The organism is Paraburkholderia terrae, from assembly GCF_002902925.1.
Taxonomy (GTDB): Bacteria; Pseudomonadota; Gammaproteobacteria; order Burkholderiales; family Burkholderiaceae; genus Paraburkholderia; species Paraburkholderia terrae.
This window is the reverse complement of record NZ_CP026112.1, coordinates 1,504,853-1,516,743: the sequence shown is the minus strand read 5'-3', so window position 1 is coordinate 1,516,743 and position 11,891 is coordinate 1,504,853. Positions and strand designations below refer to the sequence as shown.

Annotated in this window: 11 protein-coding genes; 6 read left to right on the top strand and 5 right to left on the bottom strand. The window is 64.6% G+C overall.

The window, feature by feature from the left end; translation table 11 throughout:
* Window positions 1-16 precede the first annotated feature (16 nt).
* Entirely contained in the window at window positions 17-1,693 is a 1,677-nt protein-coding gene (locus tag C2L65_RS22980) for a methyl-accepting chemotaxis protein (RefSeq protein WP_042308080.1), read from the bottom strand.
* 471 nt (window positions 1,694-2,164) lie between these two features.
* Between C2L65_RS22980 and C2L65_RS22975 the strand changes: the two genes are divergently transcribed.
* Both C2L65_RS22975 and C2L65_RS22970 read left to right on the top strand, forming a co-directional pair.
* The gene (locus tag C2L65_RS22975) at window positions 2,165-3,463 is read left to right on the top strand and encodes an MFS transporter (RefSeq protein WP_042308077.1); all 1,299 of its coding nucleotides are present in this window, start codon (window positions 2,165-2,167) and stop codon (window positions 3,461-3,463) included.
* Between the two features lie 36 nt (window positions 3,464-3,499).
* On the top strand, window positions 3,500-5,263 hold the full coding sequence (locus C2L65_RS22970; protein WP_042308075.1) for a winged helix-turn-helix domain-containing protein: 1,764 nt from the start codon (window positions 3,500-3,502) through the stop codon (window positions 5,261-5,263).
* Between the two features lie 60 nt (window positions 5,264-5,323).
* Here C2L65_RS22970 and C2L65_RS22965 read toward each other — a convergent pair whose 3' ends face one another.
* Window positions 5,324-5,584, bottom strand: a complete 261-nt coding sequence (locus C2L65_RS22965; RefSeq protein WP_042308074.1) for a hypothetical protein — start codon at window positions 5,582-5,584, stop codon at window positions 5,324-5,326.
* Window positions 5,585-5,787: 203 nt separating this feature from the next.
* Window positions 5,788-6,702 (bottom strand): LysR family transcriptional regulator, encoded by a 915-nt coding sequence (locus C2L65_RS22960; protein WP_042308072.1) that lies wholly within the window; start codon window positions 6,700-6,702, stop codon window positions 5,788-5,790.
* Window positions 6,703-6,812: 110 nt separating this feature from the next.
* Between C2L65_RS22960 and C2L65_RS22955 the strand changes: the two genes are divergently transcribed.
* Entirely contained in the window at window positions 6,813-7,376 is a 564-nt protein-coding gene (locus C2L65_RS22955; RefSeq protein ID WP_042308070.1) for an ester cyclase, read from the top strand.
* 39 nt (window positions 7,377-7,415) lie between these two features.
* Complete coding sequence (locus C2L65_RS22950; protein WP_042308067.1) at window positions 7,416-8,129, top strand: SDR family oxidoreductase; 714 nt, start codon at window positions 7,416-7,418, stop codon at window positions 8,127-8,129.
* Window positions 8,130-8,153: 24 nt separating this feature from the next.
* On the opposite strand, the gene C2L65_RS22945 is transcribed toward C2L65_RS22950, so the two are convergent.
* Together C2L65_RS22945 and C2L65_RS22940 are read right to left on the bottom strand one after the other, a co-directional pair.
* On the bottom strand, window positions 8,154-8,540 hold the full coding sequence (locus C2L65_RS22945; protein WP_042308065.1) for a DUF488 domain-containing protein: 387 nt from the start codon (window positions 8,538-8,540) through the stop codon (window positions 8,154-8,156).
* Window positions 8,541-8,578: 38 nt separating this feature from the next.
* Window positions 8,579-8,884 (bottom strand): putative quinol monooxygenase, encoded by a 306-nt coding sequence (locus tag C2L65_RS22940; protein ID WP_007587655.1) that lies wholly within the window; start codon window positions 8,882-8,884, stop codon window positions 8,579-8,581.
* 206 nt (window positions 8,885-9,090) lie between these two features.
* Between C2L65_RS22940 and C2L65_RS22935 the strand changes: the two genes are divergently transcribed.
* Both C2L65_RS22935 and araD read left to right on the top strand, forming a co-directional pair.
* Window positions 9,091-10,014 carry a dihydrodipicolinate synthase family protein gene (locus C2L65_RS22935; RefSeq protein ID WP_042308064.1) on the top strand — a complete coding sequence of 308 codons (924 nt, stop codon included), beginning with the start codon at window positions 9,091-9,093 and terminating at the stop codon, window positions 10,012-10,014.
* Window positions 10,015-10,116: 102 nt separating this feature from the next.
* Window positions 10,117-11,871: an L-arabinonate dehydratase gene (gene araD / locus C2L65_RS22930; protein WP_103254570.1), complete on the top strand. Its 1,755-nt coding sequence runs from the start codon at window positions 10,117-10,119 to the stop codon at window positions 11,869-11,871.
* Window positions 11,872-11,891 lie beyond the last annotated feature (20 nt).

Below are 11,891 nucleotides of genomic sequence, written 5' to 3'. Positions count from 1 at the left end.
GCCAGCGCGAGCGGGCTCACGCTTCGATCTTGAAGCGCGACACACCCGTGCGCAGCTGGTTCGCGACGAGCGTGAGATCGTCGATCGCCTGCGACGACTGGCGCAGCGATTCCGCCGTCTGCTGCGCGGCCTCCGACAGCTGCGACAGCGCCTGGGTAATCTGCTCGGCGCTCGTCGCCTGCGTCTGCATGCCTTCGTTGACGAGCTGGAAGCGCGGCGCGAGCGTCTGCACTTCGTGAATGATCTGCGACAGCTGATCGCTGACCTGCTGCACGTCGCGCATGCCGCGCCGCACTTCCTCGGAGAACTTGTCCATGCCCATCACACCCGCCGAGACAGCCGACTGGATTTCCTTCACGGTCTGTTCGATATCGAAAGTGGCGACGGCCGTCTGGTCCGCGAGACGGCGGATTTCCGTCGCGACGACGGCAAAGCCGCGTCCGTACTCGCCCGCTTTCTCGGCTTCGATGGCTGCGTTCAGCGACAGCAGGTTGGTCTGATCGGCGACCTTGGTGATCGTCGCGACCACCTGATTGATGTTGACGGCCTTCTCGTTGAGGATCGCGAGCTTCGCGTTCACGGAGCCGGCCGCTTCCATCACGCTGCGCATCGTGTCTTCCATGCGCGTGAGCCCGTTCTGGCTCGCGCCCGCGAGTGTCGCCGACTGATCCGCGACGGCCGACACTTCATTCATCGTGCGCAGCAGATCGCGCGAGGTCGCGAAAATCTCGCGCGAGGTCGCGCCGATCTCCGTCGTGGTCGCGGCGGTTTCCGTCGCCGTCGCCTGTTGTTCCTTCGACGTCGCCGCAATCTCGGCCACTGACGTCGTCACCTGCAGCGACGACTTTTGCGCCTGCGCAACGAGGCTGTTCAGTTCCTCGGCCATCCGGTTGAAGCCGTCCTCCAGCGTGCCGAATTCGTCGCTGCGGCCCAGCTTCAAACGCTGCGTCAGGTTGCCCGTGCGCATCACGTTGTGTACGTCGACGAGGCTCGCCATCGGCACCGTGATCGCGCGATACAGCGAGAAGCCGGTGTAGAGCGCGACCAGCAGCGTGACGCCGAGCGCCGTCGCGAGCGTGATCTCCGTGCCCGTCACGGAGTCGCGGATCGATTTCGCGGAATCGTCCGCCTGGGTGCGGTTTTCGTTGACCAGCTCGTTTGCCGTGCGGATCACGCTTTCCCAGGCGGGCGCGAGCTTGACGAAGGTGGCTTGCGCATCGGCCTTCGAGGTCGGCGCGGTGCGCATGGCGTCGTTCAGTTGCGGCAGGTATTGATCCCAGGCAGCGCGGAAGGCACGGAAGTGCTCGCGGTCTACGTCACGAAAGAGCGTTGCCTGGTACTCGGCCGACACCTGATCGAACTTTTGCAGCAAAGCAGGCATCCGTTCGAGATCCTGCTTCGTCGCGGCATCGCTGCTGTCGACGAAGAGCGCGCGTTCGAGCGTCGAATAGCCTTCGTTGGCGGCAGCGCGCAAGGTCGTCGCGAGGTAGAGGCCGGGCACCGAGTCGTGGCCCATGCTGAGCGCTTCGTCGTCCATCACGCGCAGCCGGCTCCAGGAGATCGCGGCCATCACCAGCATCAGCACGAACAGTGCGCCGAAGCTCAGCATGATCCGGTTGCCGAGCGTGAAGCGGGCCGCGTGCTTCGGATCGAGCAGGGTGGTTTCGCTGGTGCGGGGCGTCGCTGTGGCCATTGTCGATGACTCTTCCGGTGTTGGATGGTGTGAGGCGGCGCGTCGGATGTCGATCATCCGGACGGTCCACGCCGACGCTAATTGGAAATTACATGATTCCCTCGCGAATCATTATCCCAAAAAGCTTGCGAAACCTGTGCCAGATCGGCGTTTTGAAAGGGAGGCTAGACGGTTTCGCGCAAAGCGCAAGCAGGGCTTGGCCGCATTGCGCCTTTCCTGACAACCAGGGAAGCCGCGTTGTAGCGCAGCGGGCGATGCCCAGGCGCAACCCGAAAACGCCTGTGCCGTCGCATTGCTGTTGCAAAACGCATAAGAAAGCTTTGCGAGCGCGGCTTTGTCGCCCAGAATGTTCCGTAACACCGCATGCGCTGTCGGAAACGCACTCTGGCCGGGTGTCGACCGCGAAATGCCTTCCCGTCGATTCGCGCGAAACGGGCGTGGCCGATATGCCTGGCGATATCTGGAGTTGTCATGCTCGACGATACGCTTTCGCTGCCGTCGGCGTCACGGGCCGCACGCCAACGCTGGACGATCTTCGTCGCCAGCACGGGCGGCGCGCTCGAGGTTTTCGACTTCGTCATCTATGGCTTCTTCGCGCAGCACATCGGGCGCGTGTTCTTTCCGCCCGGCATCGGGCTCGCGCCTGCCACGCTGTCGTTTGCCGTGCTCGCCATCGGCCATCTGTCGCGCCCGCTCGGCGGCCTGTTTCTCGGCCGGCTCGGCGACAAGTACGGGCGGCGCGTCGTCTTCGTGTCGTCTGCGCTCGTTGCCGCGCTCGCGACGCTCGCCATTGGAATGCTTCCTTCATACGCCGCGCTCGGCATCGCCGCGCCCATTGCGCTACTTTCGTTGCGTCTCGTGCAGGGTTTGTGCCTTGGCGGCGAGTTGCCGGGCGCGCTCGTGTACGCGATCGAGACGGGCTCCGCGCATCCGGGGCTGATGTGCGGCTTCGTGTTCGTGGCCGTCAATCTGTCCTTGTTGCTCGCTTCGAGCGTAAATCTCGCGGTGCATCTGTTGCTCGACGTGGCGCAGATCGACGCGTTCGGATGGCGGATCGCGTTTTTGCTGGGCGGAATCTGCGGTCTCGGCATCTTCGCGCTGCGCCGCACGCTCGATGAATCGGCGGAGTACGCGCGCGCGATTGCGCGGCGGCACCGCGAACCGCTTGCCGTGCTGTTCCGTCATCACCTTGCGGCCATCGTCACGGGAATTGGCGCGGGCGTGATGACGGGCGTCACGGGCGGACTGTTCATCGCATACATGCCGAGCTGGCTGCAGGCGCTCGGCCATGACGCAAGCGACGTGGCGTGGGCGCAGACGATCTATGTGATCGCGATCGCCGCGTGCATTCCGTTGACGGCGGCAGCGGGCGACCGTTTCTCGCGCCGCCGCGTATTCCGCGTGGGTGCCGTCATGACGGCCTTGTTCGCGCCCGTGTTTTTTATCGCCGCGTTACGCCCGCACGCCAATCTCGTGCTGCTGTTCGTCATCGCGGGCGCGATTGCATCGTTCATCAATGGCACCTACGGCTGCGCGATCGCCGAACTCTTTCCTGTCGACGTGCGTTTTAGCGGCGTCGCGGCTGCGATGAACTTTGGCCTCGCCGTGACGATGGGTTTGACGCCGCTGACCGTGAGCTTTCTGGTCGCGGATAGGCATTGGACACTCGCGCCCGCGCTCGTGATGCTGGCGGGCGCGCTGGTCGCATTCGCATCGACCTTCGGCATGAAGCGCGGCAGGCTGCGGGCGCCGATGGGTCGGCACAAGTAGTGTCGCAAGCCTGGTCACGCGATGGCAGGAGCGGAGATGGAACCCACAGAGCCCGTATGGATCGCGGACGTCGAACTCGACATCGGGCGCTACGCGTTGCGCCGCGGCGGCGAGCAGATCCGGCTCGAACGCCTGCCGATGGAACTGCTGATCCTGATGGCGTCGCGCAACGGCCAGCTGGTGACGCGCGCCGATATCGTGCGTGCGTTGTGGGGCGGCAATGCGTATCGGCAAACCGATAACAGCATCAATACTGCGATCCGCAAGATCCGCATTGCGCTTGGCGAGAACCCGGATGCGCCGCGCTATCTGCTGACGGTCAAAGGCAAGGGCTACCGGCTGGAAGGCATCCGGACGGCGGCGGCCGTGGAGGCTGCGCCCACGCCGTCGGCGGCGGCGCGCCTGCTCGTGCTGCCGTTCGGCAACCAGACGGGCGACCCGGCGCTCGACAGCTTCTGCGACGCACTCGCCGACGAGACCTCGGCGAACATCGGCATGCTGGACGCGGACCGTATTCTCGTCGTCGCGCGCACGACGGCGGCGCACTATGGGAGCGCGAAGAAGAGCATCGCGGAGATCGCCTTCGAGCTCTCCGTCGATTACGTGCTGGAAGGCTCGCTCGCGCGCGATGGAGAACGACTGCGCATTCTCGTGCAACTGATTCGCTGCTTCGATCAGGTACAGGTGTGGCGCCACGCTTACGAGCCCGTCGCAAAGGGTGTACTCGACATCCAGATGGAAGTGGGCGCGGCGCTCACGCGCGAAGTGTCGCCGGCGCTCGGCGAGCAATTTCAATTGCGGCTCGCGCGCCGTCTGCCCGTCGATCCGCGTGCGCACGACGCATATCTGCGTGGCCGATACTTCTGGACGCGCCGCGTGCATTTCGACGCGGGCTTCGCCGCGCATCACGCGTTGAGCGACGAGGACTTCATCCGCGCGCGCGGCTATTTCGAAGAGGCTGTCGAGCGTGATCCGACCTACGCGCTCGGCTATGTCGGGCTGTCGAACGTGTTCGGCGGCACGGCGGCGCATGGCTTCTATCCTTCGCTGCAAGGCTATCCACGGGCGCGCGAAACCGCGCTGCGCGCGCTCGAACTCGACAGCGGCCTGCCCGAGGCGCATCAGGCGCTGGCCGGCGTGCATTACTTCTTCGACTGGGACTGGCGTCGCGCGGAAGAAGAGTTTCTGGAGGCGCTGCGCCTGAACCCCGAGCACGCGGAAACGAGTCGCTTATATGCGCGGCTCCTGCTCGTGCTCGGCCGCGAAGCCGAGGGGCGCGCGCAGTTCGAGCGCGCGGAACGGGCCGATCCGCTCGGGTTCGAAGGCTCGCGCATTTTCGGTCTCGTGCAGTCGGGGCGTTACGAAGAAGTCACGCGCGATTATCTGAGCGCGGGGCATGGCAACCGTTCGCCGCTCGTTTATCAGTTGCTGGCTATCGCGTTCGAAGTGCGCGGCGACTATGAGCGCGCCGTCGAGGCAACCATTGATGCGCTCACACGCTGCAACGAATTCACGCGCGCGGAAAGCGTGCGCGCGGCGTGGGACGCGGGTGGTTACGACCGGGTGTTGCAGTGGTATCTGCAGGACCTGCAGGCGCGGCGCCAGACGCGTTATACGTCGCCGTTCCTGTTCGCGGAACTCTACGCCCGGCTGGGGCAGGCCGACGAGATGTTCAGCTGGCTCGAGGTGTCGCTGGCTGAACGCTCGCCGCGACTGTGCGAGCTGCGCACGAATCCGTGGTTCAACCACTATCGGTCGCAGGGAAAGTTCAGGAGCGTCGAGAAGCGGATCGGTTATTGAAGCGCGCCGATTTCAGGCGCGATGCGCCGCGGACGCCACGGCGCATCGCATGCATGGCGTTCATTTGCCGTGATAGAGGCTGGCGTTCAGCCGATGCTGCTCACCCGACTGCTCGGAGCGCAGCAGATCCTGATAGACGTCGGAGCGTGTCGTACCCATCGCGCGTCCGGACTGGCCTATTGACGCGTCGGGCATGCCGCCGACATCCTGCGCCGATTGCGCGACAGGCACGGCTGCGGGCTTATCCTGTGCCCATGCGTGCCCAACATATCCCACTGACAGAGCGACCGCGCAGGTCGCCGCGATGCGAAGCGTCTTCATGATCTGATTCCTTCGAAACGATGCGTATACGGTCAGCGTTGACTGGCCGGAAGGCGAAGCCGGAGGAGTCGCGCCGTCCTCGGCAAAGCGGCGGGCGTGGCGGGATTCGCTGCTTACATGGTGCGAGCCGCACGAGGATGGCGCTATCGACAGATCATGAAGAAATCATCAAGCCGCAGCCGCGCGGCTTGAACGCACGCGCTCTACAGCGTCTCCCACCGCCAGGCCTGTGCGAGCCGCTCGCGCAGATAGTCGACGAACGCACGCACGCGCGGCGCGAGATGCTGGCTGTGCGGATAGATCGCGTGCAGCGGCGCGGCGGACATCGAATGTTGCGGCAGCACGCGGCGCAACTTGCCCGCGAGGATGTCGTCGCCCACGTCCCAGATCGACTTCACGGCGATGCCGGCGTCGGCGAGCGCGAACAGATGCGCGGCTTCGCCATCGTTCGTGACGATCGCGGCATCGACGCGCACCGCGATGCTTTCGTTGCCTTCGAAGCGCCATTCCGCGCGCCGCTGGTCGCCGATCAGGATGCAGCGGTGCGAGGTCAGATCGTCGGGATGTTTCGGCGTGCCGTGCGCCTGCAGATACGCAGGCGACGCGCACAGCACGCGAAAGTTCGGCGCGAGCGAGCGCGCGATCAGCGATGAATCCGCGAGACTGCCGAAGCGGATCGCGAGATCGAACCCGCTTTCGACGAGATCGACGACGGCATCTGTCAGTTCGAGCTGAACGGTGAGCTGTGGATGAAGCCGCTGAAAATCGGCGATCAGCGGGGCGATCTTCTGGCGGCCTAGCTGGCCGGGCGCCGTGACGCGCAACAGGCCGCTCACTTCCTGGCGGCGTTGCGAAAGCAGTTCTTCCGCCTGCTCGATCTCATCGAGTATCCGCACGACGCGCGCATGAAACAGCGCGCCTTCTTCCGTCAGCGTCTGACGGCGCGTGGTGCGCTGGATCAGCCGCACGCCGACGCTTTTCTCCAGTTGCGCGAGCCGCTTGCTGACGACGGACAGCGGCAGGTCCATTTCGCGTGCCGCCGCCGACAGACTTCCCGCCGAAACCACGCGGGAGAAGGCAATCAGGGCCGGCAAGCTGTCGATGCGGGTGTCGCTCATTCTTCTCAAAAAAGAAAGGATTCATCAATCTGGAAGCGGTATTTCTTCCATGGCGCGAAGACTAGCATACCCATCAATCCGATCCGTTGCTTTTCTTCAAGGAGCCCATCATGTCGTTTCGTCCTGCTTCCCCGTTGCGCCGCGCGCTGTCCGTCGCGCTGGCTGTTGCGTCGATTGTGGCTGCGCCGGCTTTTGCCGCTGTCAGCACTGATTCGCTCGTTCAGCCACATCAGTTGACCGTGGATCACAGCCTGTCCAAAGCGCAACGCGACGCGCAGATTCTCGCCGCGCGCCGCTACGACACGTTCTGGAGCACGGGCGACGAAACGCTCGCCCGCGCCGCGCTCGCGCCGGGCTTCACCGATCGCACGTTGCCGCCGGGCCGCGCGCAGGGAATCGAAGGGCCGCTTACCGCGTCGAAGTTCGTGCGGGCCGCCGTGCCCGATCTGTCTGCGGATATCGAGCAGATGGTGGTCAGCGGCGATCGCGTCGTCGTGCATCTGCGCTTTCACGGCCACTTCACGGGCGAATTCAAGGGCGTGAAGGGGCAGGGCCAGAATGTCGATTTCATCGCCACGGATATTTACCGCGTCGCAAATGGCCAGATTGCCGAAAACTGGCATCTCGAAGACAACCTGACGTTTTTGCAGCAGCTTGGCGTCGTCGCGAAGTGACGGCGCAACTCATTCACTTTCTTGAGCAAGGAGACACACATGAATTCGCTTGAATCGAAACGCGTGCTGATCGTCGGTGGCAGTTCGGGTATTGGTGCTGCGGCAGCGAAGGCTTTCGCAGCGCTCGGCGCGCAGGTGACGATTGCGTCGCGCAATGCGCAAAAGCTGTCGGCGGCGGCGCAGGAAATCGGCCACGGCGTGCAAACGGCTGAGATCGACACGACGGATGCCGCAGCCGTCGAAGCGTTCTTCGCCGCGCAGCATCCGTTCGATCACGTCGTGATTTCGGCTGCGCAGACGCCGTCCGGTCCCGTGCGCCAGTTGCCGCTCGACGACGCCTACAAGGCGATGGACAGCAAGTTCTGGGGCGCCTACCGCGTGGCGCGTGCGGTGAAGATCGCCGAAGGCGGGTCGCTGACGTTCGTGTCAGGCTTCCTCGCCGTGCGGCCGAGCAAGATGTCGGTCCTGCAAGGCGCGATCAACGCGGCGCTCGAAGCGCTCTCGCGCGGTCTTGCGCTGGAGTTGTCGCCCGTGCGCGTGAACACGGTGTCGCCGGGATTGATCGCGACGCCGCTCTGGTCGAAGCTCACCGACGAAGCACGCGACAGCATGTTCGAAGGCGCCGCGAACCGGTTGCCCGCACGGCGGGTCGGCCAGCCCGAAGACGTCGCGAACGCGATCGTCTATCTGGCGACGACGCCTTATGCGACGGGCTCGACGGTGCTGATCGACGGTGGCGGGGCGATCGCCTGAGCCAGGACCGCTGATGAAAGCTCGTTACGCGAGTGTCGCGCCCCGGTCGGCGAGCAACTCGCGCAGCACGCTGCGATGGCAGCGGTTTTCGTGCTCGCAATAACAGCCGACCGAAAAATTCGCGGTCGCGGACAGCGCGGCGAGCGTGTCGAGCACTTTCGGCGCGTCGCCGTGGTTCATCTCCGCGCGAAACTTGCGCACGAAGTCCTTCCACTCGGCATCGGTCGTGGCCGACAGCGCTTCGTGAACGAGTTCCGGCGTGGGCGACAGCGTCGGCAGCCAGACATCGTAGAAATTGCGGCTGCTGAACTCGGCCTTCGGCACGCCGCGCGGCGGACGCCGCACGGTGCCGATGCGCACGCCTTCATCCGGCGCGCGTTCCGATCCGAGTCGAACGATGCGTATGGCCATGGGTTCCCGTCTCCTTTTTAGTTGTGCTTTTGTGACGCTCAGCCGAGCGTGTTCTTCATCCCCAACACGTCGATGCGGCCGATCTGTGGCGGCCCCGTGAACAGATCATCCGCGACACCCATCAGCGCCTTCGCGATCGGACCATCCAGATGCGCCTGGCGGCCGGCCTCGTCGGGGAAGGCATCGAACACGCCGTAGGTGCGCTCGGCGATCTTCAGCGCGAACCAGATGGGCGTGGTGGTTTCCTGGTTCGCCAGTTCCAATCCCTTCTGCAGAAACGCCTCGACGTCGGCTTCCTTGCCGGGCTTCGCCTCGAATCGCGCGAACAGTGCGTACTTGATCATCGTCTGTCTCCTTTCGATGCGGCTTGATGCCGTTCTTCCAATGTAACCGTATGTCGCCTGCAATGGCGACCGCGTTGAGGCAAGCCAGGACCGTTGTCAAACGATTTCATGGAAAACACCGAGTGGTCAATAAGTTGTTTGACAACGTTGCGACGCGGGTGCTAATTTTCTGGCTTGTCAGCCACCCATCTGAACCACGAGATCTTATGAACGAGTCACAGATCGTCGAGCGCGAGTTTGCGTCGACCGTGATGGCAGTCCCGCCGCTCGCGCGCCGCGCGGATTTGTCGCTCGACATCGACGCCAACCAGAAACTGATCCGACATATCGAAGCGGGCGGCGTGCGTACGCTGCTGTACGGCGGCAACGCGAATTTCTATCACGTGGCCGTTAGCGAATACCGCGAGTTGCTCGACATGCTGGCAGAGAGCGTGGCGCCCACCACGCGCGTGATCCCCGCCATCGGCCCGGACTTCGGCAAGATGCTCGATCAGGCGCGCATCCTCGCGCAGACGTCGTATCGCACCGCGATGGTGTTGCCGCTGTCCGGCTTCACGACGCCGGCGGGCGTCGAAGCGGGCCTGACGCGCATCGCCGACGCAGCGGGCATCCCGCTCACGCTGTATATCAAGAGCGAAGACTATGTGGACGTCGACACGCTGGCGCGGCTCGTCGACCGCGGCACGCTGATCGCCGTCAAGTACGCGATCGTCCGCGCGAACCCGGCGAACGATCCATACCTGCGTCGGCTGCTCGAAAGCGTGAGCCCGTCGCGTGTGATCTCCGGCATGGGCGAGCGTCCCGCGCTTACGCATGTACGCGACTTCGGCCTCGCCGCGTGGACCACGGGCAGCGGCTGTATCGCGTCGCATGCCGTGATGGGGCTGCTGGCCGCCGCGAAGGAAGGCCGCGACGCCGAAGCGCAGCGCCTCTACGACGCGTTCATGCCGCTCGAAACGCTGCGCGACAACATCTCGCTGATCCGCGTGCTGCACGATGCCGTCACGTTCTCCGGTATCGCCGACATGGGTTCGATCCTGCCGCTGCTGAGCGAAACACCCGTCGAGCATCACGCCGCAGTTGCGCAGGCGGTGCGTGAACTGCTTGCGTTCGAGCGGGCGTACGCGTGACTGGTTTGAACGCATGCGCCGCGCAGCGTGCGGGGCACGCGGCGCGGGTTGCATCGCGGTGCATTTGAAGCGGGATTGAAGCAATACCTGGAGTGAGACGAAGTGAGCAACAACGGCAACGAACGCAAGAGGAAGTCCCCCGACGAACTGCGCAGCCACCGCTGGTACGGCGTACACGATCTGCGTTCGTTTGGCCATCGCTCGCGCACGGCGCAAATGGGCTATAGCCGCGAGGAATATGCGGGCAAGCCCGTTATCGCGATCCTCAACACGTGGAGCGAGATGAACCCGTGCCACACGCACTTCAAGCAGCGTGTGGAAGAGGTCAAGCGCGGCATCTGGCAGGCGGGCGGCTTTCCGATCGAGTTGCCGGTGCAGACCTTGTCGGAGCCGTTCCAGAAGCCCACGACGATGCTCTACCGCAACTTCCTCGCGATGGAAGCGGAGGAGACGCTGCGCTCGTATCCCGCCGACGGTGTCGTGCTGATGGGCGGCTGCGACAAGACCACGCCCGCGCTGCTGATGGGCGCGATCAGCATGGACCTGCCGACCATCTTTCTGCCTGCCGGGCCGATGCTGCGCGGCAACTGGAACGGCGCGACGCTCGGCTCGGGCTCGGACACGTGGAAGTACTGGGCCGACCTGCGCGCGGGCAAGATCACGGAAGAGGACTGGCAGGGCGTCGAAGGCGGTATTGCGCGCTCGCCTGGCCATTGCATGACGATGGGCACGGCGTCCACCATGACGAGCGCTGCCGAAGCACTCGGCTTCACGCTGCCGGGTTTCGCGTCGATTCCCGCGCCGGATTCGCGCCACGCGCAGATGTCCGCGAAAACGGGCATGCGTATCGTCGAGATGGTGTGGGAAGACCTGAAGCCGTCGGACATCCTCACGGTGAAGTCGATCGATAACGCGGTGACGACGTGCCTCGCGCTGTCGGGTTCGACGAATGCGATCGTGCATATGATCGCGCTCGCGCGCCGTGCCGGGATCGAACTGACGCTCGACCGCTACGACAGCATTTCGCGCCGTACGCCCGTGCTCGCCAACATCCGGCCGACGGGCGCGTATCTGATGGAAGACTTCTATTACGCGGGCGGCCTGCAGCCGATGCTCGCAGAACTGGGCGACCTGATCGACCGCTCGCAGAAGACGGTGAACGGCCGCTCGCTTGGCGAGAACCTCGAAGGCGCGCAGATCTTCAACGACGACGTGATCCGCCGCCGCAACAACCCGCTGATGCCGGACAACGGCCTGGCCGTCCTGCGCGGCAACATTGCACCCGATGGCGCCGTCATCAAGCCGGGCGCAGCCGAGCAGCATCTGCTGGTACACACGGGCCGTGCGGTGGTGTTCAAGGACTACAACGACATGGCCGCGCGCATCGACGACGACGCGCTCGATATCGACGAGAACTGCGTGATCGTGTTGCAGCACGCGGGCCCCGTTGGCGCGCCGGGCATGCCCGAGTGGGGCCAGTTGCCGCTGCCGAAGAAGGTGCTGCAAAAGGGCGTGCGCGACATGCTGCGCATTTCCGATGCACGCATGAGCGGCACGAGCTATGGCGCCTGCGTGCTGCACGTGGCGCCGGAGTCGTTCATCGGCGGGCCGTTTGCGCTGGTGCGCGACGGCGACATGATCGAGCTCGACGTGCCGCAGCGCAGGCTGAACGTGCTGGTATCGGATGAAGAACTGGCGCGCCGCAAGGCAGAGTGGGTCGCGCCCGCGCCGAGATTTTCGCGCGGCTACGGCGCGATGCATCAGGTGCATGTGCTGCAGGCCGACAAGGGCTGCGACTTCGACTTCCTGCAACGCGATGGCGCAAGCGCTGCAACGGGTGAGCCGGAGATTCACTGAACGTCTTGCATGGGCAATAG